This is a genomic window from Kitasatospora sp. NPDC048715 (assembly GCF_043198905.1).
GTDB classification, from domain to species: Bacteria; Actinomycetota; Actinomycetes; order Streptomycetales; family Streptomycetaceae; genus Kitasatospora; species Kitasatospora lactacystinica.
Genome location: NZ_JBICVH010000011.1, coordinates 142308 through 167649, shown reverse-complemented (window position 1 = coordinate 167649; position 25342 = coordinate 142308). Strand labels below are relative to the sequence as shown.

The following is a 25342-nucleotide window of genomic DNA, read 5'->3' as shown; positions in this document are numbered from 1 at the left end:
GCCGACCGGTGGGCCGACGGGCGCGGACCACCGGCGCGGCGCGGACCACCGCTTGGTCGCGGACCACTGCCGCGGCTCAGACCACCGTCACCGGGTGGGCCACCACCGCACCGAACAGGTAGCCCTCCCGGTTGAACACCGCCCGCTCGGGCTGGGTGTTGCCCCGGCGGTCCGTGGCGCGGGCGCGCAGCTCGTACCGACCGGGCCGTTCGGGGCGCCAGTCGAAGCTCCAGCGCGTCCACCCGTCGGCCCGCGGCTCGTCGCGCAGTTCGGCGCGCCGCCAGGTCCGGCCGCCGTCGGCACTCACCTCGACCCGGCGCACCGCCGCCGCCCCGGACCACGAGCGCCCGTGCAGCCGGTGCTCGCGCCCCGCCGCCAGCCGCGCACCGGCGGCCAGCTCGAAGGCGCTCTTGACCACCTGCTCGGTGAGCGGGTCGCCGCCGCCCGGCGGGTACTCCGGGCCGAACATCCGGTAGAAGTCGGTGTTCCACGGCGAGTACAGCCGGTGGTCGGCGACCTCCACGCTGCCCACCCACTTGATCGAGGCGATGCCCACCCAGCCGGGCACCACCAGCCGGGCCGGGGCGCCGTGGTCCGGGGTCAGCGGCTCGCCGTTCATCTCGTACGCGAGCAGCACGTCGTCCAGCGCCTTGGCGATCGGCAGCGGGCGGCGCACCGGTCCGTAGTTGGTGCCGCCGGCGACGAAGTCCGGGTCCAGGCCGGTGGGCAGCACGTCCACCGCCGCCCCGGTCAGCCCCGCGGCCCGCAGCACCTCGGCCAGCCGGACGCCGCGCCAGCTCGCCGAGCCGATGCCGCCGAGGGTCCACGGCGTACCCGGGACGGGCTGGTTCTGCTGGCCGGGGTAGTAGCTGCGGGCGTTGCCGGCGCACTCGATCAGCGCGCTGATCCGGGTGGACGGCAGCTCCCGCAGGTCGTCCAGGCCGAACTCGACCGGGCGCCCGGCCGTCGGGGCACCGCGCAGGCCGCTGCCGAAGAGCCTGAGGCGCCAGGTGCCGGGGTCGATCAGCGGGGTGCTGGTGTGGTTGCGGACGAAGAACCGCTCCACCGGCACGTGCCGGTGGACGGCGGCACGGCCGTCGGCGTCGCGGAAGGCGTCCCAGCGCGTCTCGGCGTTGGTGCCGCGCGGCACGAACCACTCGGCGGGCAGCGGTTTGACGATCCCGGGCACGGGCCCGGGCAGGGAACCGGGCAGGGGGCCGGGCGCGGGCACCTCCTCGGCGGCCGCCCGGCCCGCGGCGGGCAGCGGGGCGGCCGGGACGGGCGCGACGAGCACCCCGGCGGCGGAGACCATCCGCAGCACCGTCCGGCGGTCCACCCCGTCGTCCCGGACGGGCTGCGCCGGGCCGTCCTGCTCCGGGCCGTCCTGGTCCGGGGCATCCAGCGCCGGGGCGTCCTGCTCCGGGGCATCCAGCGCCGGGGCGTCCTGCGTCGGGGTGGCCGCGGTCCCGGCGACCTGCGTCGGGGCTGCTTCGTCCGGGGTACGGACCTCGTCGTCCATGAACGGCGTTCCTTCCGTGTCGGCGTGGACGGTTCGCCGGTGCGCGCGACCAGAGCCGGGACCCGAAGGCTGTCCCGGGCGGGCTCCCGCTCTCCGGCTCGACCTTCTCACTGGTGTGAACACCTACCGTTCCCGCTGTCGGCGAAACCCCGGCCCGCGAAGGAGCACCCGATGTCAGCCACCCCGCTCTCCCGGACCTCCTGGCCGGCCGCCCACGCCGACGTGCGAACTGCGCGACGTGGCACTGGAGTTCCTCAAGGGCTGACCGCCCCCCGGGGAACACCCCGGCGAGCGGCGTCGTTCGCCGGGTCATGCGCATCGGAGAACTCGCCCGCCTGACCGGGGTGTCCACCCGCCTGCTCCGCTACTACGAGGAGCAGGGCCTGCTCAGGCCGGACCGTACGGCGGCCGGCCACCGCGAGTACGGCGAGCAGGACACCGTCCGGGTGTGGCAGATCCGCAGTCTGCTCGCGGCCGGTCTGAGCACCCGGATCATCGCCGAGCTGCTGCCCTGCGCCACCGGTCCCGTCCCGGTCCTGGAGGCCTGCCCGGAGCTGCTGGCCACCCTGCACGACGAGCTCGCCGACCTGGACGCGCGGATCGAGGACCTCTCCCGCAGCCGCCGGGCGCTCTCCCACTGCCTCGCCACCGCGCGCGACTCCGGGCACGAGCACGACTACGCCGAGGGGCGGGCGGCCTGACGGGACGTAGGTCCCGACCCGGCGCTCCCCCGGCGCGCCGTCCCGCCACCGGCGGAGTGAACTGGACATAGTGCGACATACAGCTTGATCCCGAGCGTTCGGAGCGTTCCGACAGTCGGAGCGCTCCGGACGCGCCGAGTATGTCGAGAGGTCCATCCGATGAGCAGCCAGCCGCCCCAGCCCGACCCGCCCGCGAAGGAGCCCGACGAACCCGCCGCGACCCTTCCGGTCGACCGGGCGGTGTTCGGCATCGGCGCCGTCCTGGTCCTGGCGGTGGTCGCGTGGGGCGTCTTCGCCGAGGACTCGCTCGGCCGCACCTCCGACACGGCGCTCGACTGGGTGCTGCACAACTTCGGCTGGCTGTTCGTGGTGGCCGCCGACGTCTTCCTCGTCGTCGCCCTGCTGCTCGCGTTCAGCCGCTTCGGCCGGATCCGGCTCGGCCGCGACGACGACGAGCCCGAGTTCTCCACCGTCGCCTGGATCGCCATGATGTTCAGCGCCGGCATGGGCATCGGCCTGATGTTCTACGGCGTCGGCGAGCCGCTCCAGCTCTTCGCCACCCCGCAGCCCGGCTCCGGCCTGGAGCCGCAGAGCTCGGCCGCCGCCCAGCAGGCCCTGGAGTTCTCGCTCTTCCACTGGACCCTGCACCCGTGGGCGATCTACGCGGTCGGCGGCCTGGCCCTCGCCTACACCACCTTCCGCAAGGGCCGGGGCAACCGGATCTCCGCCGCCTTCGTCCCGCTGATCGGACAGCGCGGCGCGGACGGCTGGGCCGGGCGGACGATCGACCTGCTGGCCGTGTTCGCCACCGTCTTCGGCTCCGCGACCAGCCTCGGCCTCGGCGCGCTCCAGGTCGCCGACGGGCTCGGCTACATCTCGTCCGTCCGCAACACCCAGAACGCCCAGCTGATCATCATCGCCTCGCTGAGCGCCGCGTTCGTGGTCTCCGCTTTCTCCGGGGTGCACAAGGGCGTGAAGTGGCTCTCCACCGCGAACGTCGTGCTCGCCTCGCTGATCATGGTCTTCGTCTTCGTGGTCGGTCCGACCGTGTTCGTGCTGGACGCGATCCCCTCCTCGGTCGGCGGCTACCTCTCCGACCTGCTCGCCATGTCCACCCAGACCGGTGCCTTCACCGACGAGGGCTGGCTCGGCTCCTGGACGATCTTCTACTGGGCCTGGTGGCTCTCCTGGGCGCCCTTCGTCGGCACCTTCATCGCCCGGATCTCGCGCGGCCGCACCGTCCGGCAGTTCCTGCTCGGCGTGCTGCTGGTGCCCAGCGGGGCGACGGTCATCTGGTTCTGCGTGATGGGCGGCACCGCGATCCGGCTGGTCACCACCGGTGCGGCCGACCTGGTCGCGACCATCCCGCAGGGCCCGGAGGCCTCACTGTTCGAGATGCTGCGCTCGCTGCCGCTCGGCTCGGTGACCAGCGTGGTCGCGGTGCTGCTGGTGATGACCTTCTTCATCACCAGCGCCGACTCGGCCTCGCTGGTGCTCGGCTCGCTCTCCAGCCGGGGCTCGCTGCATCCGCGGACCTGGCTGGTGGTGGTCTGGGGCGTGCTGATGGGCGGGGTCGCGGCGGCCCTGCTGCTGGCCGGCGGGCTGACCGCGCTGCAGAACGCGACGATCCTGGTCGCGCTGCCGTTCGTGGTGGTGATGCTGCTGCTGTGCGTCTCGCTGGTGAAGGAGCTCCGCGAGGACCCGGCCGCCGCACCCTCCCGCTTCCGGCCGCCGCACGGCCTGCGGGACGCCGTCCGGGAGGCCGTCGGCGAGTCCGGCACACGCCGCTGACCTGCGCATACGCCCCGGCCGGCGACGGTTGGGGCGTGTGCGGCCAACCGACGCCAAACCCCCCTCGGGACTTCACCCGCGCGTACCGACCGTTCACGCCGCCCTGGAAACCTCCCTGTCATGAACGCCAACCCTCAGGCGCCCCACCAGGAACCGCGCTTCCCCCTGCCCCAACGGCACCGCCGGCTGCTCGCCGCCACCGCCGTCCTCGTCTCCATCGCCCTCGGCACCCTGGGCGTCGGCGCCACCGTGGAAACCGTCGAACACGGCCCCCTGGCCAGCGCCTCCGCCAGCAAGTAGCAACCGCCCCGCCCGGCACCGCGGTCCCGCCCCGGACCCGGTGCTTCTTGCTCTCCCGGTCCGGAACCACCACGCTCCCCGGCCCGAGCCCGTCGCGTTTCCCGGCCCGGAGCCACCATGCTTCCCGGCCCGAGCCCGTCGCGCCCTCCGCCCGAGCCGGGCCCCGCCGCCGGAGAGCGGCGTCCCCCGCTACGCCCGCTGCTCGGCGCGGGGGCCGGCCGGGGGCGGGACCAGCGGGCCGGGGCGCGAGTGGCGGCCGTTGCCGGGGGTGGGGTGGAGGTCGGGAGCCGGGGCGTAGCGGGCGGCCGGGGGGCGCAGGCGCCAGGCCGGGGGCCGGGTCGGGTGGGGGGTGGGGGCCATCAGGGCGAGGCGGTGGAGCAGGTCGAGGGCGTCTCGCCGCAGGGCGGTGCGGTCGGCGAGGTAGCGGGCGGGCAGCCCGTACTCGTCGGCGATGTCGCCGAGGACGCCGTCTATCAGCGCGTCCGGGATCGGGACGTCTCCGGCCACCGCCTCGCCGGGCAGCGGGCGGACCTCCTCGACCAGGCGCTCGACCAGCAGCAGGGCGGCCTGGGCGACGGTGTCGGCACCGGGGAGGGCGAGGTCGGTGAGTTCGGCGGCCGGGTCGAGCAGGGCGACGCCCTCGGCCCGCAGCTCGGCCTCCAGGCCGAGGAACTCGGCGAGCGCCGCCGGGCCGCTGAGCCGGTGGTCCTGCAGCCAGGCCCGGTGGTCCTCGGGGAGGTCGGCGGCCAGGACGGCGGGTGTCTCGGCGAGCAGCCGGCGGACGGCGGTGGCGGGCTCGGCGTCGGCGGCGCGGCGGATCAGGTCGGCGGCGTCGTCGGCGAGGGCGGGCGGGCCGGCCGGGACGGCACGGGCGAGTTCGCGGTCCACGGTCAGCACGAAGGAGCCGTCGGCCGGGTCGGGCGGCAACTCGCCGAGCACCTGCCAGCCGGCCAGCGCGGCCAGCGCCATCGCGAGGTCGGCCGGTTCGGCGGTGAGTTCGGGAGCGGCGGCGCCCATCGCGTCGAGCAGCCGCCGGTAGTCCAGCTCCTCCGGGGCGTCGACCAACAGGGCCAGTGCGAGGGCGAGTTGGGCGTACCCTGCCGGGGTGAACGGCGCCCCGGTGACGGGGTGTTCGAGGCGGCGGGCGGCGTCGGGGCCGAGGCCGGCCTTGCAGAGCCGGGCGTGCCAGGGGCCGACGACGAGGCGGTAGCCGAGCAGGGTGTCGAACCGTTCGGCCAGCCAGTCCCGGTGACGGCGGATCAGCGGGAAGCCGTCGGCGTGCGGACCGGAGGCGGTGACCAGCGGATGGGCGAGCAACAGCCGGGCGGCGATCCGGCGTTCGGCCGAGGGGAGCTCCTCGCCGGAACGGTCCTGGGCCACGACGGTGGGCGGCGTCACCCGCGTGGGCTCGGGCCTGCGGTGCCGGCCCGGCCTGCCCGGCTTGGCACCTGACCGGACGACGGGCAGCGCGGCGTCGTCGCGCCGGGCGCGGCGCAGGCCGCCCTCGGTGCGGTCCTCCCGGAGGCGCGCCGGCACGGCCGAGTGCGCGGTGGGACCGTGCCACCAGCTGACGCCGGGATCGGCGGCGGGCTCGGCGGCGGCGCCGAGGTGGCGGGCGGGATAGAGGCCGAAGGAGGCGGCGCAGAGGTCGTCGGCGGTGCCGGGGGCGGCGGCGGCGAACCAGTGGGCCAGGCGCAGCAGCCCCGGATCGGGCGAGAGCGTCACGTCGGCGGCCGGGGGGTCGGTCACCCGCACGTCGTCGGCACCGCTCGCCGCGCCCGCCCCAGGTCCCCTGTCGGCGGGGCCGGTTCCAGGTCCGCCGGCGGAACCGGTGGCGGAGCCGGCAGCGGGACCGCCGTCAGGACCGGCTTCGCGTACGGCGAGGACGGCGTGGGCGGTTCCCCGTCCTGCCCCGCCCGCGCGTCCGTCCGGCCTGCCGGCCACCCGGGTGGCGCCGACCGCGTAGTCCTGCTGATCCATGTCGGGGTCCAGACTAGACGGTGCCCGGGCCACCCGTCGGCAGCAACCGCCCTCCTGAGGAACTCTCCGCAGGAGCCCTCGAAGCGGTCGCCCGCGCTCCGCCTGCCGGCCGCCCCGTCATCCGGCTCCGCCCACCGGGGTTACGCACCGGTAACCCGCCCTTCCGCCGCCGGTCCGGCTCCTCTAGGGTCGGTCCGAAGCAGCGGATCACCGAGAGGCGCACGCATGACTGTCCGTACCACCGACCGCGCCGGCCTCGGGGCACGCCTGCGCTCGGCCACCGGCCTGCTGGGCGGCTTCGCGGCCACCTCGGCGGCGCACCTGGGCGCGATCGTCTCCGGCGCCTCGGTGCTCCAGAACGCCACCAAGCCGGCCCTGATGCCGCTGCTGGCGGCCCAGAGCGTGGCGGCGGCCAGGAAGGCCGGGCAGGAGGCGCCGAAGCTGCTGGCGCCGGCCCTGCTGCTGAGCGCGGGCGGGGACGTGCTGCTCCAGCTGAAGAACGATCCCGCGTTCCTCGCGGGCATGGGCTCGTTCGCGGCGGCGCACGTCTGCTACGTGACGATGTTCGTCAAGCGCGGCGCGCTCACCGACCGCCGCCGGGCGCTGATGGTCGCGGCCGCGTACGCGACGGCCTGGGTGACCCTGGTCGGGCAGCTCTGGCCGGACCTCGGGGACCTGCGCGTCCCGGTGGCGGGCTACAGCCTGCTGCTCGCCTCGACGGCCGTCACCTCGGCCGGGCTGGGCTGGCGGACCGGGCTGGGCGGGGCGCTGTTCCTGCTCTCCGACACGTTGATCGCCACCCAGCTGGCGAAGTGGCGGGAGCTGCCGGGCCATCAGTTCTGGATCATGGCGACCTATGTGCTGGCCCAGTACCTGCTGGCCGACGGCACCCTCCGGCACCAGGACCGGCTGCACCGCGAGGGCGTCGAGGGCTTCGAGGCCGGCTGGGGCAACGGCGGCACCGAGCCGCGAACCGTCTGACCCGCCGCCGCGCCGCCGGTCCCGTCGGGGTCCGGCGGTGCGGCGCAGGGGCGCGCGGGCACGCGGCGGCGGGGCCGTCAGGCACCGCGCCTCCGCAGCAGCCAGAAGCCGCCGACACCGCCGGCGACCAGCGCGAGGCCGCCGGCCAGCTCCGCCGGGTTCGCCGCGACCGAGCCGCCGAGGCCGGTCTGCACCGCGCCGTGCGGGGCGACCTGCTGGCTGCCGGCGCCGGACTGCCCGAGCGAACCGGCCCACTCCCCCGCGGCCTCGCCCCATTCGCCGAGGCTCTTGTCGGGGTCCGTCCGGGCGTCCTTGTCGGTGCTCCTGTCCGGGGTGGTGGAGGCCGCGGTGGCGACCGTGACGGTGGTCGCGAAGGCGCCGCCGTCCGGGCAGGTGCCGTCGACCTTGCTGTCCCCGGCGTGCTGGCCGGCCAGTCGGGCGGAGCCGCTGTGCTTGCCGTCGGGGCCCAGGGTGAGGGTCGCGGGACCGCCCTCGAAGGCGGCGGAGCGGGCGGTGATGGTCCTGGCGTCGGGCTTGTCCGACTTCTCGCAGGAGACCGTGACCGTCACGGTCTGGCCCGGTGCGGCCCGGGACGGGCTGACCGAGGCCGAGCCGTCCCTGGCGGATGCGAGGGGGGCCGTCAGGCCGGTCAGCGCCGTCGCGCCGATCAGGACGGCGGCGGCCGTACACGTGGGGCGCATGCCGGAACCTCCGGGATTCTCGGGCGCAGCCGGGGACTCCCATGTCCACCTGGTCGAGCGACTGCACCCGGTCATTCACCGACGGTAGGCACCCGCCCCGCGCTCGGCCAGCGCTCACGACCGTTCGGGTTACGGCCCGTGACCCGGCGTGACGTCCGCGGCGCGGCTCAGACGTCGAGGTCCAGGTCCACCACGACCGGCGCGTGGTCCGAGGTTCCCTTGCCCTTGCGGGCCTCGCGGTCCACGTAGCTGTCGGTGACGGCGTCGGCGAAGGGCTTGTTGGCGTAGGTGAGGTCGATCCGCATGCCCCGGTTCTTCGGGAAGGCCAGCTGGCGGTAGTCCCAGTAGGTGTAGGGGCGGTCGTACTTGAGCGGGCGGGGCAGCACGTCCTGGAGGCCGATCTCGCCGAGGGACGTCAGCGCGGCGCGCTCGACCGGGGTGACGTGGGTGAGGCCCTCGAAGGCGGCGGCGTCGAAGACGTCCTCGTCGGTGGGGGCGATGTTGAAGTCCCCGAGGACGGCGAACGGGCGGGAGCCCGCGGCGTCCTCGGTGGCGGCCTTGCGCAGCGCCTCCAGCCACTCCAGCTTGTACTCGTAGTGCGGGTGGCCGACCTCGCGGCCGTTGGGCACGTAGACCGACCAGACCCGGACCGGGCCGCAGGTGGCGGCGACGGCGCGCGGCTCGACCTCGGGCAGCAGGGCGCCGTCGGCGAGGTAGCCGGGCTGGTCGGGCAGGCCGCGCACGACGTCGTCCAGGCCGATCCGGGAGACGATCGCGACGCCGTTCCAGCGGCCGTTGCCGTGCGCGGCCGTCTCGTAGCCGAGCTCGCGGACCGCCTCGTACGGGAAGGCGTCGGCCGCGCACTTGAGCTCCTGGAGGCAGAGCACGTCGGGCTTGGCGCTCTCCAGCCACTCCAGGAGCTTGGGCAGCCGCGCGGTGACGGAGTTGATGTTCCAGGTGGCGATGCGGACGGTCACGGCGGGCGGCCTTCCCGGTGGTTCGGTGCGGACGGGCATGCGGACGGGGTGGGCCGCCCTCGCGCGGGAGGCCCACCCCGAACATACCGTCCGGCACCGACAGTCCGGCCCGATCAGCGCGCGGGCCGGACCACCGCGGCCGAGCCGCCGCCGCGCCGCACGGGTTCGGCGGCGGCCACCCAGCGGCCGTCCGGCAGCCGTTCCACGCCGGTGGCGGCGCCGATCTCGCCGCCGTTGACGAAGCTCTGTCCGAGGCCCTCCAGCGCTGCCCGCTCGGGCAGCGCCAGGAAGCCGGGCTCGGCCTGGGTCGTGGCGCCGTTGCGCTGGCTGGCGCGCGGCGCGGCGATGGCCTGCTCCAGGCTCAGGCCGCGGTCGAGCCGCCCGAGCAGCACCTGGAGGGTGGTGGTGATGATGGTCGCGCCGCCGGGGCTGCCGGTCGCGAGCACCGGCTCGCCGTCGCGCAGCACGATCGTCGGGGACATCGAGGAGCGCGGCCGCTTGCCCGGGCCCGGCAGGTTGGGGTCGGGGACGCCGGGCGCGAGCGGGGTGAAGTCGAAGTCGGTCAGCTCGTTGTTGAGCAGGAAGCCCCGGCCGGGGACGGTGATGCCGCTGCCGCCGGTCTGCTCGATGGTGAGCGTGTAGGAGACGATGTCGCCCCAGCGGTCGGCGACCGTCAGGTGGGTGGTGTTGGGGCCCTCGTACGGCTCGGCGACGGCCTGGCCGGTGTCGGCGCAGGGGGCCGGGTGGCGCGGGTCGCCGGGGGCGAGCGGGCTGGTGAGCGCGTGGTCCGGGCTGATCAGGCAGGCCCGGGAGGCGGCGTAGCGCTCGGAGAGCAGCTGCTTGGTGGGGACGTCGTTGAAGGCCGGGTCGCCGACCCAGCGGTTGCGGTCGGCGAAGGCGATCCGGGAGGCCTCCAGGAAGTGGTGGTAGTACTGGGTGCTGCTGTACGCGGAGACGTCGCCGCCGTCCTCCAGGATGTTGAGCGCCTCGCCGACGGTGGTGCCGCCGGAGCTGGAGGGGGCCATCGCGTAGACGTCGTAGGCGCCGTGGGAGACGTGGGTGGGCGCCTGGTCGCGGACCCGGTAGTCGGCGAGGTCGGTGGTGTCGACCCGGCCGGGGCGGGCGTTGCGGCCGGAGGCCGGGTCGACCGGCGGGTGCTGCACGGTGTTGACGATGTCCCCGGCCAACTCACCCTGGTAGAAGGCCTTGACGCCGTCCTTGGCGAGCAGCCGGTAGGTGGCGGCGAGGTCGGGGTTGCGCAGCAGGCTGCCGGTCTCGGGGGGTTTGCCGTTCGGCAGGTAGAGCTTGGCGGTGGCCGGGAAGTCCTTGAACCGGGCGTAGTTGTCGGCGGTCTGGCTGCGGAAGGTGTCGTCGACGACGAAGCCGTTGTCGGCGATCCGCTCGGCCGGTTCGAGGTTCTGGGCGAGCGAGCGGGTGCCCCAGTGGCGCAGCGCGGCGTCCCAGGTGGCGGGGGTGCCGGGCACTCCGACGGACAGTCCGCTGGTGACGGCGTCGGCGAAGGCCAGCGGTTTGCCGTCCTCCAGGAACAGGCCGCTGTCGGCGGTGCGGCCGGCCGTCTCGCGGCCGTCGATGGTGTGCACCCGTCCGGTGGCGTGGTCGTAGTAGACGAAGTACCCGCCGCCGCCGACGCCGGAGGAGTACGGCTCGGTGACCCCGAGGGCCGCGGCGGCGGCGACGGCCGCGTCGACCGCGTTGCCGCCCTTGCGCAGCACCTCGATGCCGGCGGCGGTGGCGTCGGCGTCGACGGTGGCCACCGCACCGCCCCAGCCCACCGCCTCCGGCGCCTTCGACGGCGGGGCCGCGGCGCCGGCCGGCCCGACGCCGGACCAGACCAGTGCGGTGGTGAGTAACAGAGACGGCGCGAGGCGGGGCAGAGCTCTCATACGAGTCCTCCTGAGTCGACGTCAACTCATCAGTTGTTCCACAGGAGGAATGATCCGACAACCGCACCGCGCCGCTACCAACGGGTAGTTGACGGGGCGGTGCCGGCGGACCCGGTCCGCCGGCACCGCCCCGCCCCCGCCTACAGCGCGCTGCGCTCCACCCGCCGCCGCTTGATCGTGCGGAAGCGCCGCGCCACCTGCCGGGCCAGGTCGGCCGCGCCGACCAGGCCCGCCTCGTTGCCGAGGGCGGCGTGCACGATGGCGGCCTCCGGGCGGAACCCGCGCCCGGTGAGGGTGCGGCGGAAGGTGTCCCGGGCCGGGCCGAGCAGCAGGTCGCCCGCCTCGGAGACCCCGCCGCCGATGACGAAGCGGCCGGGGTCCAGCGCGGCGGCCAGGTTGGCGATGCCGACGCCGAGCCAGGTGCCGACCTCGTAGAGCAGCTCGGTCGCGGTCGGGTCGCCGTCCTGGGCGGCCTCGGTGACCAGCGGGCCGGTGATGCCCTCGACCGTGCCGCCCGCCCGGGCCAGCAGCGGCTGCACCACCGGCGACTCCTCGGCGACCAGCTCGCGCGCGTCGCGCACCAGCGCGTTGCCGGAGGAGTACTGCTCCCAGCAGCCCCGGTTGCCGCACGGGCAGCGGTGGCCGCCGGGCAGCACCTGCATGTGCCCGAACTCGCCCGCCAGGCCGTACTTGCCGCGGTCCACGTAGCCGTCCCGGACCACCGCGCCGCCGATGCCGGTGCCCAGGGTGAGCATCACCATGTGGTCCTCGCCGCGCCCGGCGCCGAAGCGCCACTCGGCCCAGGCGGCCGCGTTGGCGTCGTTCTCCACGATCACCGGGAAGCGCAGCCGCTCGCTGAGCGCCTCCCGGAGCGGCTCGTTGCGCCAGTTGAGGTGCGGGGCGAACAGCACCTTGGAGCGGTCGGCGTCGACCCAGCCGGCCGCGCCGATGCCGACGGCGTGGACGTCGTGCCGGTCGGCGAGCTGGAGCACCAGCTCGACGATGACGTCCTCGACCACCTTGGGGCTCTTGCTCTTGTGCGGCGTGTCCGTGCGCAGCTTCTCCAGCACCTTGCCCTCGCCGTCCACCACCCCGGCGACCACCTTGGTGCCGCCGATGTCGACGCCGATGGTGGGCAGCCGCAGTATCCCGGCGGGCAGGGCGCGGCGTCGGCGCTCGGCGCGCGGGCCGAGGCCGAGCAGGGTGGGCAGGACGGGTGGCCGGGTGCTGCCTTGGGAGCCGGTCACGGCTGCGGACGCTCCTCGCCTGGGTCGGGGTCACGGGGGTCGGGGTCGCTGGGGTCGGAAACGGAGGGCCGGGCCAGCTCGTGCGAGAGCTCGGCGAGGTCGGAGCCCCCGGCCATCTCGGTGGTGAGCTGTTCGAGGCCGATCTCGGCCCGCGGGTGGCTGCCCGCCATCCGGCCCCGCTTGAGCAGGGTGAAGTGGTCGCCGACCAGGTACGCGTGGTGCGGGTTGTGGGTGATCAGCACGACCCCGAGCCCGGCGTCGCGGGCGGCGGTGACGTACTTGAGCACCACTCCGGACTGCTTGACGCCGAGCGCGGCGGTGGGCTCGTCCAGGATCAGCACCCTGGCGCCGAAGTGCACCGCGCGGGCGATGGCCACGCACTGGCGCTGCCCGCCGGAGAGGGTGCCGATCGGCCGGTCGACGTCGTACAGGTCGATGCCCATCCTGGCGAGCGCCTCGCGGGTGGTGGCGCGCATCCCGTCGGCGTCCAGCCGCAGGCCGCCCCAGCGGCGCGTGCCCCGCTCGGAGCCGAGGAAGAAGTTGCGCCAGACCGGCATCAGCGGGACGACCGCGAGGTCCTGGTAGACGGTGGCGATGCCGCGCTCCAGGGCCTGGCGCGGGGAGTCCAGGCGGACCTCCTCGCCGCCGACGGTGAAGGTGCCCTCGTCGTGCTGGTGCAGCCCCGCGATGATCTTGATCAGGGTGGACTTGCCGGCCCCGTTGTCGCCGAGCACGCAGCTGATCTCGCCGGCCCGCAGGGTCAGCGAGACGTCCTGCAGCGCGCGGACGGTGCCGTAGCTCTTGCCGACGCCTTCCAGGGAGAGCAGTTCGGTGCCCGCCGCGGCCGCGCTCGTCATGTCCGTGCTCATCGCGGCCCCCGCTCGGCCCGGCGCTTGACGTAGGCGTTCAGCAGCGCGGCCAGCAGCAGCATCGCACCGAGGAAGAACTTGAACCAGTCCGGGTTCCACTGGGCGTAGATGATCCCCTTGCTGACCATGCCGAAGATCAGCGCGCCGAGCGCGGAGCCGACCACCGAGCCGTAGCCGCCGGTGATCAGGCAGCCGCCGATGACGGCCGCGACGATGTAGATCAGCTCGTTGCCGACGCCCTCGCCGGACTGCACGGTGTCGAAGGAGAACAGCAGGTGCTGGCCGAGCACCCAGGCGCCGAAGCCGACGCCCAGGTAGAGCAGGGTCTTCGTCCGGGCGACCGGCACGCCGACCGCGCGGGCCGCCTCCGCGTCGCCGCCGACCGCGAAGATCCAGTTGCCGAAGCGGGTGCGCAGCAGCACCCAGCTGCCGACCGCGAGCAGGCCGAGCCACCACCAGACGGTGGCCTTGATCGTCAGCCCGCCGACGGTCACCTCGGAGGCGAACAGCCAGCGGCAGGAGGCGAAGCCCTCCATGTCGGAGATCGACTTGGTGGAGACGGTGCCGGAGATCGCCTTGGTGACGCCCAGGTTGGCGCCGGTCAGCATCAGGAAGGTGCCGAGCGTGACGATGAAGCTGGGCAGCCTGGTGCGGCCGAGCATCCACCCGTTGAACCAGCCGACGGCCAGCGTGGTCGCCAGCGAGACCAGCACGCCGACCCAGGTCACCGCGGTGAACTGGTACGAGACCATCGAGGAGGTCAGCGCCGCGGTGGTGACCAGTACGCCGGCCGAGAGGTCGAACTCGCCGCCGATCATCAGCAGCGAGACCGGCACCGCCATGATCCCGATGGTGGAGGCCGCGTACAGCACGGTGCCCAGCGAGGAGACCCGCAGGAAGGGTTCGGCGACGGCGGCGAAGACCGCGAAGACCGCGACGGCGGCGATCAGCGCGCCCAGCTCGGGGCGGGCGAGGAGCCGCCGCAGGGCCGCCGGGCGGCCGTCGACCAGGCCGTCGTGGGCGAGGAGGTCGGGGCTGCTCACCTGGTCCCCCTCGCGACGTACTCGGCGAGCGCGTCGGCGTTGTCCTTGGTCAGGATCTGCGGACCGGTCTCGACGGGCTTGCCGCCCCCGAGCATGTTCAGGTTGTACTTGTACAGCCAGATCAGGTCGACGCCCGTGTAGCCCTGGAGGTAGGGCTGCTGGTCGACGGCGAAGCCGACGCTGCCGGACTTGAGCCCGGACACCACCTGGGTGCCCAGGTCGAAGGTGTCCAGCTCGACGCTGCGGCGGGCGTCCTGGACGGCCTGGAGACCGGTGGCGGCCATCGGGCCGGAGAGGGTGAGCACGGTGTCGATGGCCGGGTCGGCCTGGAGCTTGGCGGAGATCGCGGCGCGGGCGTCGGGCATGTCGACGCCGTTGACGTAGAGCACCTGGAAGGCGCCGCCGGCCTTGGACCGGGCTCCGGAGCAGCGCTGCTCCTGACCGACGTTGCCCTGCTCGTGGATCACGCAGAGCACGTTCTTGCGGCCGCGCGAGGCCAGCTCGGCACCGGCCGCCTGGCCGGCGGTGGACTCGTCCTGGCCGATGTGGGTCAGCGCGCCGAACTTCTGCGAGAACTCCTGGCCGGAGTTGATGGTGATCACGGGGATGCCCGCGGCCTCGGCCTTGCCGAGGACGTCGGCCATGGCGTCGCCCTTGGCGAGGGTGACCAGCAGGCCGTCGACCTTCTGGTCGATGGCGGCCTGGACGAGCTGGACCTGGTTCTGGGTCTGCGCGTCGTTGGAGTACAGGAAGGTGATGTTGTCCTTGGCGGCGGCCTGCTCGGCGCCCTTGCGCACAGTGTCCCAGAAGGCGTCGCCGGCTCCGGCGTGGGTCACCATGGCGACCTTCCAACGCGGGGTGGTGACGGCGCTGCCGCCGGTGGCCGCGGCCTTGGCGCGGGCCTCCTCGGCGCGTCTGCCTCCGGTACTGCTGCAACCGGCCGCGGTGACCGCGAGTGCCAGGACGGCGCACACGGGCCAGAAGCGGCGGGACGGGCGAAAGCGGGTGATGCTCATCCCCATAGTCTCCCTTCCCTGGTCGCGCGGGATCGCACCGCCTCGCCCGGCAGGCCCAATGGCCTGGGAGGTAAGGTGCCCCGGGGGACCTTTCCTGGTAGTTCGCTGAACATCTGGTCCGGACGACGTCTGTCCGGGTGGCAGACTTAGGCGCCGATCCGAACGGGTTCATCGCGAGAACGTGATGTTCCTCTCAGGTTCCGCACAGATTCGGACGGCAACCGATCATCGGTCCATCACCGTCTGATGCCATTGACGTGCGTTCGGGCGAGTGGGGCCCGGGCGGCGTGCGACCCGATACGAGAACTCGATGGAACTGACAGGTACGCCATTCTTCCTCCTCACCGTCATCCTGGTGCCGGTGTCCATCACAGTGGCGCTGCTGTTCTGGGGGAAGGTCGGCGGCCCGCAGCCGGTGCGCTACCTCACCCGGATCGTCATGATCATGTTCTGCCAGGTCACGGCCGTCCTGATGGTCTTCGTGATGGTCAACAACGCCAACCTGATCTACGGCAACTGGGACGACCTGCTCGGCACCGGGAACCACGTCCGCGCGGTGCCCGTCCTGGCGCCGGTCGACCCGGCCGCCACGGCGGGCCAGGGCGGTGAGGCCGCCAAGGAGCCGCCGAAGGTCAAGCAGAGCTTCGGCGGCGTGAACGACCCGCTCGTCCCGAACGACGTGCAGCGGACCGAGCTCAAGGGCCAGGTGTCCGGGGTCGACGGCGAGGTGCTGGTCTGGCTGCCGCCGCAGTACAACGACCCGGCGTTCAAGGACAAGAAGTTCCCCGTGGTCGAGCTGATCCCGGGCTACCCCGGCTCCTCCTCCACCTGGTACGGCACCCTCAAGGTCTCCGAGCAGCTCAAGCCGCTGATGCAGCAGGGCAAGGTCGCCCCGTTCATCCTGGTCTCGCCCCGCACGAAGCTGCTGAACAACCAGGACGCGGGCTGCACCGACATCCCCGGCAAGATCAACGCCGACGCCTGGGTCACCCGCGACGTCCCGCAGATGGTGCTGGACAACTTCCGGGCGGACCCGTCCGCGGACCGCTGGGCGATCGCCGGCTACTCGGCCGGCGCGCACTGCGCCGCCAAGCTGTCGCTGTCCCACCCCAACCGGTACCGGGCCGCCATCGCGATGTCCGGCTACAACGACCCGGCCCAGGAGCCGGACTCCCTGGTCGGCAAGGACGCCAAGCTGCGCGAGGCCAACAACCCGGTCAACATCCTGAAGACCGCCCCGCAGCCGCCGAAGGTCGCCCTGCTGGTCAGCGGTTCCAAGGGCGACGGCTACGAGGACGGCGAGGCGATCCGCGCCGCCGCCAAGGCCCCGACCACCGTCCAGGTCGAGGAGGGCACCGGCCCGCACACCACCGAGCAGTGGAAGAAGATGGTCCCGGCCGCCTTCCAGTGGCTGACCTCGGTCATCCCGGTCCAGTAGGCCGGCCGGCAGCAGCGAACCGTACGGGCAGGGCCCGCCGCGACCGAGGTCGCGGCGGGCCCTGCCGCATGTCCGGGCGCGGCGTCAGGCCAGCTCCAGCGCCAGGTAGAAGTCCACCCGGTCCTCCAGCCGGGAGAGGTCACGCCCCGTCAGCTCCTCGATCCGGCCGATCCGGTACCGCAGGGTGTTCACGTGGACGTGCAGCTGCGCGGCGCAACGGGTCCAGGAACCGTCCGAGCGCAGGAAGGCCTCCAGGGTGCGGACCAGGTCCGCCTGGTGCTCGATGTCGTACGCGATCACCTTGTCCAGCAGCCGGCCGCGGAAGGCGCGACGCACCTCGTCCGGGACGGCGGCCAGCAGCAGCACGTGCGAGGCGAGCTCCTCGGGGCCCGCGACGCAGACCCGGCCGACCCGGGAGGCGGCGATCCGGCGGGCGTGCCGGGCCTCCTCCAGGGCGCCGCGCAGACCGCCGGCCCCGGAGGCGGGGGCGGAGACCCCGAGGGTGATCCGGCCCTCCGAGCCGAGCCCGGCCTCCAGCGGGGCGAGCAGCTCGCGCAGGGCGTCGGCGGGCACCGGGCCCTCCGGGGCGGGCAGCACCACCACGGCGCCGGTGCCCGTCCCGGCGACCAGGGCCCGGTCGGCGCCGCCGCCGAGCGCCTCCTCCAGCACCGCCCGTACGGTGCCCTCCGGCAGGCCGGTGCCCTCGGCACTGAGCACCAGCCAGGAGCCTTCCTGCGCCCGGGACTTGGGATCGGGGATCTCGTAGCCGACGGCCATCGCCGAGGAGGCGTACAGGGTGCGGCTGATCTCGGCCGGGTCGGCGTCGCGGCGCAGCAGGGCGAGCACCTCGTCGGCGAGGCGGCGGCGCAGCCGGCGGCCCTCGTCGCGGCGGTGGCGCTCGGCGGCCACCAGCCGGGCCAGGTTCTCGGCGAGCTGCTGGCGCTTGGGGGTCCACTCGGTGACGTCGCCGGCCACCGCGAGCACCCAGTCCACCAGCGGCGCGTCGTGCTCGGCGGAGACCGGGGCGGGCAGCAGCGAGTAGGAGCCGGCCGCCAGCCGGGCCCGGTGCGGGGGGCGGCGGCGCTGGCGCTGGGCGGCGAGGTGGGCGCGGACCAGCTGGTCGCGGTCCTGGGCGGAGAGCCGTTCGGCGGGGCCGGCGATCACCGCGCCGGTCGGGGTGAGCACCCAGCAGTCCAGGTCGAGGTCACCGCCGAGCAGGTCCAGCACCGCGTCCAGTCCGCCGCCGCCGGCCGCCGAGACCAGCAGGCGGTGCCGGTCGACCAGGGCGGCGAGGTCGGCCGCGCGGTCCGCGGAGACCTGGCGGCCGATGAACTCGGTGACGGTGCCGAAGGCGATGTCGTCGGGGACGGCGAGCAGCGGCATCCGGTGCCGCCGGCAGGCCTCGACCAGGTCCTCGGGCACCGGGCCGACCTCGGCCTCGCCGGCCGCCAGGGCCACCGCGCCGCCGGCCGCCAGGGTGCGGACGAAACGCTCGGAGTCGGCCGGGACGGTGCGCCAGAGCATGCCGGTGAGCACCAGTTCGCCGCCGTGCAGGTAGCGGCCCGGGTCCTGGAGGTCCGTCGTCATCACGCCGCTGACCTGCCGGTCCAGCTCTTCCTCGGCCGCGAGCAGGCGCAGTCGCGGGGCGCCGGGGGCGAGCAGGTCACGGACGCGCATCCGCGGACTCCTTAACGGGGCTTGGGGGGAGGGGCGAAGGGGTAACGATAGGGCCTGACCGAGCGGGCGTGCGCGCGGGTCCGTAGCCCGCGCATCCCGGCCGGACTACGGTCGTAGGTAGCACCCGGCGAACACCCGGGCTGCGAGATTCCCCTCCTTAGAGGAACGTACAGGATGCCGGGCGGGCTCACAGCCGGGGCTTCATGCCATCGGTGACTGCCAGTGGGCCGCGTCACAGCGGTTCACTGGGCGACACGCCGCCGGACACCCGGCGGGCGAAGACTTGAGGAGACACCCGCATGGAGTTCCTTCGGCCCGCCACCTGGGACGAGGCACTCGCGGCGAAGGCCGAGTACCCGACCGCGCTGCCCCTTTCGGGCGGCACGGACGTCATGGTCGAGCTGAACTTCGACGTGCACCGGCCATCCGCGATTCTCGACCTGAACCGCATCACCGAGCTCACCGAATGGTCGAACGACGACGGCGTCGTGCGGCTCGGCGCCGCGGTCCCGTACGCCCGGATCATCGCGGAGCTGTCCGGTCCGCTGCCCGGGCTGGCGCTGGCGGCCCGCACCGTCGGATCCCCCCAGATCCGCAACCGCGGCAGCGTCGGCGGCAACCTCGGCGCGGCCTCCCCGGCCGGCGACGCGCACCCGGCGCTGCTGGCGGCCGGACGGGACGTGTTCGTCGAGGCGGCCTCGGTGCGCGGCACCCGGCTGATCCCGATCGACGACTTCTACGTCGGGGTGAAGCGCAACTGCCTGGAGGCCGACGAGCTGATCCGGGCCGTGCGGATCCCGGTGGCGGACGGGCCGCAGCAGTTCTCGAAGATCGGCACCCGCAACGCCATGGTGATCGCGGTCTGCGCGTTCGGCTTCGCCCTGCACCCGAGGAACGGAACCGTCGGCACCGGCATCGGTTCGGCCGCCCCCACGCCGCGGCGCGCCGTCGAGGCCGAGGAGTACCTCCGGGGCGTGCTCGCCGAGCGCGGCCTGTGGGAGTCCGGGGAACTGCTGGGCACCGAGGTGGTCCAGCGCTTCGGCGAGCTGGTCAAGGCCGCGGCCTCGCCGATCGACGACGTGCGGGGCACCGCCGACTACCGCCGGCACGCGCTCGCCGTGATGGCCCGCCGCACCCTCACCTGGACCTGGAACGACTACGGCAAGCAGATCAGGAGCGCGGCATGAGGGTCACTTTCACCGCCAACGGCAAGCCGGTCGAGGCCGACGACGTGTGGGAGGGCGAGAGCCTGCTGTACGTGCTGCGCGAGCGGGTCGGCCTGCCGGGCTCGAAGAACGCCTGCGAGCAGGGCGAGTGCGGCTCCTGCACGGTCTACCTGGACGGCGTCCCGGTCTGCTCCTGCCTGGTCGCGGCCGGCCAGGTGCAGGACCGCGAGGTGCGCACGGTCGAGGGCCTGGGCGGGGAGGACGGCGAACTGGGCCTGGTCCAGCAGGCGTTCGTCGACGCCGGCGCCGTCCAGTGCGGCTTCTGCACGCCCGGCCTGCTGGTGCAGACCGACGCGCTGCTGGCCGCCGATCCGCAGCCGAGCGACGACGACATCCGCGAGGCGCTGTCCGGCAACCTGTGCCGCTGCACCGGCTACGAGAAGATCATGGACGCGGTGCGGCTGGCCTCGGCCCGCACCTGCGCGGGAGCGGGGGCCTCGGAATGAGCGGGCGGACGGTCCGGCGGACGATCCGGGGACAGAAGAACCTCCAGAACATCAACCAGGCCTCCAAGGACGGCATCGGCGGCTCCCCGCTGCGCCCGGACGGCAACCTGAAGGTCCGGGGCGAGTTCGCCTACTCCTCCGACCTGTGGCACGAGAACATGCTCTGGGGCACGGCGCTGCGCTCGCCGCACCCCCGGGCGAACATCCTCTCGGTGGACATCTCCGAGGCGCTCAAGGTGCCCGGGGTGTACGCGGTGCTGACGCACGAGGACATCCCCGGCTCGAAGTACTACGGCCTGGAGATCCAGGACCAGCCGGCCCTGGCCATCGACAGGATCCGGTACCACGGCGAGGCGATCGCCCTGGTCGCCGCCGACCACCCGGAGACGGCCCGCCGCGCGGTGAAGAGGATCGCGGTCGAGTACGAGGTGCTCACCCCGATCGTCACCGAGGAGCAGTGCCTCGACCCGGAGACCCACGGGTACGTGCACGAGCCGCACGAGTACAAGTCCCATGCGTACGGCAACATCTGCCACGAGCAGCGGCTGGTCTCCGGCCGCGGCGTGACCGACGAGGTGCGGGCGCTGGCGGACGTGATCGTCAGCGGCGACTACGAGGTCGGCATGCAGGACCAGGCCTTCCTCGGCCCGGAGTCCGGCCTCGCGGTGCCCGCCGAGGACGGCGGCATCGACCTCTACATCGCCACCCAGTGGCTGCACGTCGACCGCCAGCAGATGGCCCCGGTGCTCGACCTCCCGGAGGAGAAGGTCCGGCTCACGCTGGCCGGCGTCGGCGGCGCGTTCGGCGGCCGCGAGGACCTGTCGATGCAGATCCACGCCTGTCTGCTGGCCCAGCACACCGGCAAGCCGGTCAAGATCGTCTACTCGCGGGACGAGTCCTTCTTCGGCCACGTCCACCGCCACCCGGCGCGGATGCACTACGAGCACGGCGCCACCCGGGACGGCAGGCTGGTCTTCGCCGACTGCCGGATCGTGCTGGACGGCGGCGCCTACGCCTCCGCCTCCCCCGCCGTGGTCGGCAACGCGGCCTCGCTCGGGCACGGCCCGTACGTCATCCCGAACGTGCGGATGCACGCCATCGCCCTGTACAGCAACAACCCGTCCTGCGGGGCGATGCGCGGCTTCGGCGCGGTGCAGGCGGCGTTCGGCTACGAGTCGCAGATGGACAAGCTGGCCGTCGAACTGGGCATGGACCCGGTGGAGTTGCGGCAGCTCAACGCCGTCTCGCAGGGCGACTTCATGCCCACCGGGCAGGAGATCGACGCGCCCGCGCCGGTGGCCGAACTGCTCCGGCGGGCCAAGGAGATGCCGCTGCCGCCGCCGCTGGACACCGAGCACCCGGACATCCGCCGGCTGCCCGGGGCCCTGTCCAACACCTCGCACGGCGAGGGGATCGTGCGCGGCGTCGGCTACTCGGTCGGCATCAAGAACGTCGGCTTCTCCGAGGGCTTCGACGACTACTCCACCGCCCGGGTGCGGCTGGAGGTGATCGGCGGCGAGCCGGTCGCCATGGTGCACACCGCGATGGCCGAGGTCGGCCAGGGCGGCGTCACCGTGCACGCCCAGATCGCCCGCACCGAGCTGGGCGTCGAGCAGGTCACCATCCACCCGGCCAACACCGAGGTGGGGTCGGCCGGTTCGACCTCCGCCTCGCGCCAGACGTACATGACGGGCGGCGCGGTGAAGCTGGCCGCCGAGGCGGTGCGCCGGGAACTGCTCGACCGGGGACGCCGGCGTTACGGCTGGACCCACGACGACCTGGTGCTGACCGGCGGCAAGGTGGTCTCGGCCGGGGCCGGCACGCTGGTCTCCATCGTCGACCTGCTCGGCGACGACGTCATCGAGCAGACCCGCGAGCACCACCACCGGCCCACCCAGCCCTTCGACAAGGAGACCGGCCAGGGCTTCGGCCACGTCCAGTACACCTTCTGCGCCAACCGCGCGGTGGTGGACGTGGACGTGGAACTGGGCCTGGTCAAGGTGGTCGAGCTCACCGCCGTCCAGGACGTCGGCAAGGCGCTCAACCCGCTCTCCGTGGTCGGCCAGATCCAGGGCGGCTGCACCCAGGCGCTGGGCCTCGCGGTGATGGAGGAGATCATCGTGCGGGACGGCAAGGTGCGCAACGCCTCCTTCACCGACTACCTGATCCCCACCATCCTGGACACCCCGCCGATCCCGGTGGAGATGCTCGAACTGCCCGACCCCAACGCGCCGTACGGGCTGCGCGGGGTCGGCGAGGCGCCGACCGTCTCCGCGACGCCGTCCATCGTGGCCGCCATCCGCAACGCCACCGGGCTCGCGCTCAACCGGATCCCGGTCCGGCCGGAGCACCTGACCACCGAACAGCCCGGCTGAGGCCCGTCCCCGGGGCGGTGACCGTCATCCCCGCCGCCCCGGGGCCCCGGGGACGCCCCCACACCCGCTGCCCTGCCCACGCCGGGGTCCGCAGCGGTGCGCACCAGCACCACCCCTGCCCGCACCGCCAGCACTCCACCCTGCCCGCGAGTGCCCCCGTGAGTCGATACGTCCCCCTGTGCCGCCTCGTTGACCGGCAGTCAGGTCGGCTCGCCCACCCCAACCCCCTTTGACACTTGGGAGTGGACATGACCAGGATCCCCACGGAACCCGGCACCACCGAAGACAGACCCGCCGACGGCGGACCCGCCGCGGACAGCCCCCACCCGTCGTCCCCGGCACCGCGCCCCACCGGCGCGCTGGACGCCTACTTCAAGATCTCGGCCCGGGGATCGACCCTCGCCAACGAACTGCGCGGTGGACTCACCACCTTCATGGCGATGGCCTACATCATCCTCCTCAACCCGCTCATCCTGAGCGGCGCGGACGCCACCGGCGTCAAGCTGGACCACGCCGCGCTGACCACCGCCACCGCGCTGGCCGCCGCCGTCACCACCGTCCTGATGGGCCTGGTCGGCAACGTCCCGCTCGCCCTCGCCGCGGGCCTCTCCGTCTCCGGCGCGGTCTCCGCGCTGGTCGTCCCGCACACCACCTGGGCCCAGGCCATGGGCCTGTGCGTGATCTACGGCCTGCTGATCGTGCTGCTGGTCGTCTCCGGGCTGCGCGAGAGGATCATGAACGGCATCCCGCTGCCGCTCAAGCACGCCATCACCATCGGCATCGGCCTGTTCGTCACCGTGATCGGCCTCCACAAGGCCGGGTTCATGCACACCGGCGGCCCCACTCCGCTCTCGCTCGGCCCCACCGGCGAGCTGGCCGGCTGGCCGGTGCTCGTCTTCTGCGTCACCCTGCTGGCGATCTTCGTGCTGATGGCGCGCGGCGTCCGCGGCGCGATCCTGATCGGCGTCGCCGGCGGCACCGTGCTCGCGATGATCGTCAACCGGGCCGCGCACGTACCGGCCGAGGCCTGGAAGAACTCGGTGCCGGTCTGGCCCGGCAGCCCGGTCTCGGCACCCGACTTCGGCCTGTTCGGCCACGTCGACCTGTTCGGCGCCTTCGGCGGTCACGGCATGGGCGCCATCAGCGCCTCGGTCGCGGTGTTCACCCTGGTGCTGGCCGGCTTCTTCGACGCGATGGCCACCATCATCGGCGTCGGCACCGAGGCCGGACTGGCCGACCGGCAGGGCCGGATGCCCGGGCTGTCCAAGGCGCTGTTCATCGACGGCGCGGGCGGCGCGGTCGGCGGCCTGGCGGGCGCCTCCGGGCAGACCGTCTTCGTCGAGTCCGCCACCGGCGTCGGCGACGGCGCCCGCACCGGACTCGCCTCCACCGTCACCGGCGCCCTGTTCGCGCTGATGCTGTTCTTCTCGCCGATCGCCGGGATCGTCCCGGTCGAGGTGGCCTCGGCCGCCCTGGTCGTGATCGGCTCGATGATGATGAGCCAGGCCCGGCACATCGACTGGTCCGACCGCGAGGTGGCGATCCCGGCCTTCCTCACCTGCGTGCTGATGCCGTTCACGTACAGCATCACCGCGGGCGTCGCGGCCGGCGTCATCTCGTACACCGTCATCAAGGCCGGGCTGGGACGGTGGCGCGAGCCCGGGCCGCTGATGTGGATCCTCACCGCGGTGTTCGTGGTGTACTTCGCGATCACCCCGGTCAAGTCCTGGCTGGGCGTGCACTAGTCGGCCGCATCCCGCCGCTGCTCGGGCACCCACCCCCTTGGGCACCACCGCCGCCGTCCGGGATCGTTTCCCGTACGGCGGCGTCTCCCGCTACTGTCGAAACCGTGTAAGGAGCCCCCATGCAGGACATCGCCGAGCAGTTGCGGGCCTGGCACGCGGCCGGCCGCTCCTTCGCCGTGGCCACCGTCGTCGGCGTCTCCGGCAGCGCACCGCGCGACCCCGGGGCGGCGCTGGCCGTGGACGCGGACGGCGAGGCGGTCGGCAGCGTCTCCGGCGGATGCGTCGAGGGCGCGGTGTACGAGCTGTGCCAGGCCGCGATCGCGAGCGGCGAGCCGGTGCTGGAACGCTTCGGGTACAGCGACGAGGACGCCTTCGCGGTGGGTCTGACCTGCGGCGGCGTCCTGGACGTGTTCGTCCAGCCGGTGGTGCCGGGGGCCGACGCCGGGCTGGATGCCGCGATCGCCCGCATCGCGGCCGGCACCCCGGTGGCGCTGGTCCGGGTGATCGCCGGACCGGGCGGCCTGGTCGGGGCCACCCTGGCGGTCACCGCCGACGGCGTCACCGGCGCGCTCTCCCCGACGCCCTCCACGGTCGGCGGGCTGGAGCGGGCGATCGTCGCCCGGGCCCGGGCGATGCTGGAGGCCGGGCGCACCGGCCGGCTCGTGCTCGGCCTCGACGGACGCCCCTGCGACGAACACGGGCGGGGCACCGTCACCTGCTTCGTCGAGTCGTACGTACCGGCGCCGCGGATGCTGGTGTTCGGGGCGATCGACTTCGCGGCCGCGGTCGTGCGGATCGGCAAGTTCCTCGGCTACCACGTGACCGTCTGCGACGCCCGGCCGGTCTTCGCCACCGCCCGTCGCTTCCCCGACGCCGACGAGGTGGTGGTCGACTGGCCGCACCGCTACCTGGACTCCCAGCTCGGCCGGATCGACGGGCGCACCGTGCTCTGCGTACTCACCCACGACGCCAAGTTCGACATCCCGCTGCTGGAGCGCGCCCTGCGACTGCCGGTCGGCTACGTCGGCGCGATGGGCTCGCGCCGCACCCACCGGGACCGCGTGGCCAAGCTGCGCGAGACCGGGATCACCGAGGCCGAACTCGCCCGGCTGCGCTCCCCGATCGGCCTCGACCTCGGCTCGCGCACCCCGGAGGAGACGGCCGTCTCGGTCGCCGCCGAGATCGTCGCCCACCGGCGCGGCGGCAGCTGCCTGCCGCTGAGCGCCTCGGACGGGCCGATCCACCACGACCTGTCGCGGACGGGAACGGAGGGTGACGAGGGTCGCACGGCCGACGGCCCGGCACCCCGCCCCCACGCGGCCTGAACCGGGATCGGCTCCGGTACCACTCACGTTGCGTGGCCACCGGCACGGCGGGAGGCTGGAGTTGCGGACTCACCCCGAGCC

The 25342-nt window shown here is 73.8% G+C and carries 20 protein-coding genes; 10 read left to right on the top strand and 10 right to left on the bottom strand.

Translation table 11 applies throughout. The annotated features are described in order from the left end of the window. Positions 1 to 76: 76 nt before the first annotated feature. Positions 77 to 1312, bottom strand: coding sequence for a sulfite oxidase (locus tag ACGFSC_RS21910; protein WP_359913316.1), 1236 nt, complete (start codon positions 1310 to 1312; stop codon positions 77 to 79). A gap of 518 nt (positions 1313 to 1830) precedes the next feature. Between ACGFSC_RS21910 and ACGFSC_RS21905 the strand changes: the two genes are divergently transcribed. From ACGFSC_RS21905 to ACGFSC_RS21895, 3 genes are all read left to right on the top strand, one after another. Further along, positions 1831 to 2220, top strand: coding sequence for a MerR family transcriptional regulator (locus tag ACGFSC_RS21905; protein ID WP_359913289.1), 390 nt, complete (start codon positions 1831 to 1833; stop codon positions 2218 to 2220). A 159-nt stretch (positions 2221 to 2379) separates the two neighbouring features. Further along, positions 2380 to 4011 (top strand): BCCT family transporter, encoded by a 1632-nt coding sequence (locus ACGFSC_RS21900; protein WP_359913291.1) that lies wholly within the window; start codon positions 2380 to 2382, stop codon positions 4009 to 4011. A 120-nt stretch (positions 4012 to 4131) separates the two neighbouring features. Next, on the top strand, positions 4132 to 4311 hold the full coding sequence (locus tag ACGFSC_RS21895; RefSeq protein WP_359913294.1) for a hypothetical protein: 180 nt from the start codon (positions 4132 to 4134) through the stop codon (positions 4309 to 4311). 189 nt (positions 4312 to 4500) lie between these two features. On the opposite strand, the gene ACGFSC_RS21890 is transcribed toward ACGFSC_RS21895, so the two are convergent. Beyond that, entirely contained in the window at positions 4501 to 6060 is a 1560-nt protein-coding gene (locus ACGFSC_RS21890; protein ID WP_359913297.1) for a DUF2398 family protein, read from the bottom strand. 456 nt (positions 6061 to 6516) lie between these two features. Here ACGFSC_RS21890 and ACGFSC_RS21885 point away from each other — a divergent pair, with 456 nt between their 5' ends. Continuing rightward, the gene (locus ACGFSC_RS21885) at positions 6517 to 7272 is read left to right on the top strand and encodes a lysoplasmalogenase (RefSeq protein ID WP_359913300.1); all 756 of its coding nucleotides are present in this window, start codon (positions 6517 to 6519) and stop codon (positions 7270 to 7272) included. A 77-nt stretch (positions 7273 to 7349) separates the two neighbouring features. Here ACGFSC_RS21885 and ACGFSC_RS21880 read toward each other — a convergent pair whose 3' ends face one another. The 7 genes from ACGFSC_RS21880 to ACGFSC_RS21850 form a co-directional block, all read right to left on the bottom strand. After that, the gene (locus ACGFSC_RS21880; RefSeq protein ID WP_359913303.1) at positions 7350 to 7973 is read right to left on the bottom strand and encodes a hypothetical protein; all 624 of its coding nucleotides are present in this window, start codon (positions 7971 to 7973) and stop codon (positions 7350 to 7352) included. 167 nt (positions 7974 to 8140) lie between these two features. Next, positions 8141 to 8989, bottom strand: coding sequence for an exodeoxyribonuclease III (locus ACGFSC_RS21875; protein ID WP_359913305.1), 849 nt, complete (start codon positions 8987 to 8989; stop codon positions 8141 to 8143). A gap of 74 nt (positions 8990 to 9063) precedes the next feature. Continuing rightward, on the bottom strand, positions 9064 to 10854 hold the full coding sequence (gene ggt, locus ACGFSC_RS21870; RefSeq protein WP_359913308.1) for a gamma-glutamyltransferase: 1791 nt from the start codon (positions 10852 to 10854) through the stop codon (positions 9064 to 9066). 140 nt (positions 10855 to 10994) lie between these two features. Continuing rightward, a complete protein-coding gene (locus ACGFSC_RS21865) occupies positions 10995 to 12101 on the bottom strand; it encodes an ROK family glucokinase (RefSeq protein ID WP_380354654.1) in 1107 nt (368 codons plus the stop codon). After that, positions 12098 to 12958 (bottom strand): ATP-binding cassette domain-containing protein, encoded by an 861-nt coding sequence (locus ACGFSC_RS21860; RefSeq protein ID WP_359915492.1) that lies wholly within the window; start codon positions 12956 to 12958, stop codon positions 12098 to 12100. Before ACGFSC_RS21860 ends, ACGFSC_RS21865 begins: the two co-directional genes overlap by 4 nt. 8 nt (positions 12959 to 12966) lie before the next feature. Beyond that, on the bottom strand, positions 12967 to 14013 hold the full coding sequence (locus ACGFSC_RS21855; protein ID WP_359915494.1) for an ABC transporter permease: 1047 nt from the start codon (positions 14011 to 14013) through the stop codon (positions 12967 to 12969). Next, positions 14010 to 15029, bottom strand: a complete 1020-nt coding sequence (locus ACGFSC_RS21850; RefSeq protein ID WP_359915496.1) for a substrate-binding domain-containing protein — start codon at positions 15027 to 15029, stop codon at positions 14010 to 14012. The genes ACGFSC_RS21855 and ACGFSC_RS21850 overlap by 4 nt, the downstream gene beginning before the upstream one ends. A gap of 361 nt (positions 15030 to 15390) precedes the next feature. Between ACGFSC_RS21850 and ACGFSC_RS21845 the strand changes: the two genes are divergently transcribed. Next, positions 15391 to 16467 (top strand): alpha/beta hydrolase-fold protein, encoded by a 1077-nt coding sequence (locus tag ACGFSC_RS21845; protein ID WP_359915498.1) that lies wholly within the window; start codon positions 15391 to 15393, stop codon positions 16465 to 16467. An 84-nt stretch (positions 16468 to 16551) separates the two neighbouring features. Here the strand turns inward: ACGFSC_RS21845 and ACGFSC_RS21840 are convergent, their stop codons facing one another. Continuing rightward, positions 16552 to 18144: a helix-turn-helix domain-containing protein gene (locus ACGFSC_RS21840; RefSeq protein WP_359911725.1), complete on the bottom strand. Its 1593-nt coding sequence runs from the start codon at positions 18142 to 18144 to the stop codon at positions 16552 to 16554. Between the two features lie 299 nt (positions 18145 to 18443). On the opposite strand from ACGFSC_RS21840, the gene ACGFSC_RS21835 reads away from it, so the two are divergent. From ACGFSC_RS21835 to ACGFSC_RS21815, 5 genes are all read left to right on the top strand, one after another. Continuing rightward, positions 18444 to 19331, top strand: a complete 888-nt coding sequence (locus tag ACGFSC_RS21835; RefSeq protein WP_359911728.1) for an FAD binding domain-containing protein — start codon at positions 18444 to 18446, stop codon at positions 19329 to 19331. Next, a complete protein-coding gene (locus tag ACGFSC_RS21830; RefSeq protein ID WP_359911731.1) occupies positions 19328 to 19816 on the top strand; it encodes a (2Fe-2S)-binding protein in 489 nt (162 codons plus the stop codon). The genes ACGFSC_RS21835 and ACGFSC_RS21830 overlap by 4 nt, the downstream gene beginning before the upstream one ends. Then, positions 19813 to 22191 (top strand): xanthine dehydrogenase subunit D, encoded by a 2379-nt coding sequence (gene pucD / locus ACGFSC_RS21825; protein ID WP_359911734.1) that lies wholly within the window; start codon positions 19813 to 19815, stop codon positions 22189 to 22191. The genes ACGFSC_RS21830 and pucD overlap by 4 nt, the downstream gene beginning before the upstream one ends. Before the next feature lie 248 nt (positions 22192 to 22439). Next, the gene (locus ACGFSC_RS21820; protein ID WP_359911737.1) at positions 22440 to 23936 is read left to right on the top strand and encodes an NCS2 family permease; all 1497 of its coding nucleotides are present in this window, start codon (positions 22440 to 22442) and stop codon (positions 23934 to 23936) included. 119 nt (positions 23937 to 24055) lie between these two features. Next, positions 24056 to 25261 carry an XdhC/CoxI family protein gene (locus ACGFSC_RS21815; RefSeq protein ID WP_359911740.1) on the top strand — a complete coding sequence of 402 codons (1206 nt, stop codon included), beginning with the start codon at positions 24056 to 24058 and terminating at the stop codon, positions 25259 to 25261. Positions 25262 to 25342: the final 81 nt, after the last annotated feature.

What these genes read in the sequence shown, in the direction of transcription:
- ACGFSC_RS21905 (WP_359913289.1), top strand. Translation starts at nt 1,831, where the DNA reads ATGCGCATCGGAGAACTCGCCCGCCTGACCGGGGTGTCCACCCGCCTG.
- ACGFSC_RS21880 (WP_359913303.1), bottom strand. Translation starts at nt 7,973, where the DNA reads ATGCGCCCCACGTGTACGGCCGCCGCCGTCCTGATCGGCGCGACGGCG.
- ACGFSC_RS21900 (WP_359913291.1), top strand. Translation starts at nt 2,380, where the DNA reads ATGAGCAGCCAGCCGCCCCAGCCCGACCCGCCCGCGAAGGAGCCCGAC.
- ACGFSC_RS21830 (WP_359911731.1), top strand. Translation starts at nt 19,328, where the DNA reads ATGAGGGTCACTTTCACCGCCAACGGCAAGCCGGTCGAGGCCGACGAC.
- ACGFSC_RS21835 (WP_359911728.1), top strand. Translation starts at nt 18,444, where the DNA reads ATGGAGTTCCTTCGGCCCGCCACCTGGGACGAGGCACTCGCGGCGAAG.
- ACGFSC_RS21815 (WP_359911740.1), top strand. Translation starts at nt 24,056, where the DNA reads ATGCAGGACATCGCCGAGCAGTTGCGGGCCTGGCACGCGGCCGGCCGC.
- ggt (WP_359913308.1), bottom strand. Translation starts at nt 10,854, where the DNA reads ATGAGAGCTCTGCCCCGCCTCGCGCCGTCTCTGTTACTCACCACCGCA.
- ACGFSC_RS21895 (WP_359913294.1), top strand. Translation starts at nt 4,132, where the DNA reads ATGAACGCCAACCCTCAGGCGCCCCACCAGGAACCGCGCTTCCCCCTG.
- ACGFSC_RS21875 (WP_359913305.1), bottom strand. Translation starts at nt 8,989, where the DNA reads ATGCCCGTCCGCACCGAACCACCGGGAAGGCCGCCCGCCGTGACCGTC.
- ACGFSC_RS21860 (WP_359915492.1), bottom strand. Translation starts at nt 12,958, where the DNA reads ATGACGAGCGCGGCCGCGGCGGGCACCGAACTGCTCTCCCTGGAAGGC.
- pucD (WP_359911734.1), top strand. Translation starts at nt 19,813, where the DNA reads ATGAGCGGGCGGACGGTCCGGCGGACGATCCGGGGACAGAAGAACCTC.
- ACGFSC_RS21910 (WP_359913316.1), bottom strand. Translation starts at nt 1,312, where the DNA reads ATGGTCTCCGCCGCCGGGGTGCTCGTCGCGCCCGTCCCGGCCGCCCCG.
- ACGFSC_RS21850 (WP_359915496.1), bottom strand. Translation starts at nt 15,029, where the DNA reads ATGAGCATCACCCGCTTTCGCCCGTCCCGCCGCTTCTGGCCCGTGTGC.
- ACGFSC_RS21840 (WP_359911725.1), bottom strand. Translation starts at nt 18,144, where the DNA reads ATGCGCGTCCGTGACCTGCTCGCCCCCGGCGCCCCGCGACTGCGCCTG.
- ACGFSC_RS21885 (WP_359913300.1), top strand. Translation starts at nt 6,517, where the DNA reads ATGACTGTCCGTACCACCGACCGCGCCGGCCTCGGGGCACGCCTGCGC.
- ACGFSC_RS21820 (WP_359911737.1), top strand. Translation starts at nt 22,440, where the DNA reads ATGACCAGGATCCCCACGGAACCCGGCACCACCGAAGACAGACCCGCC.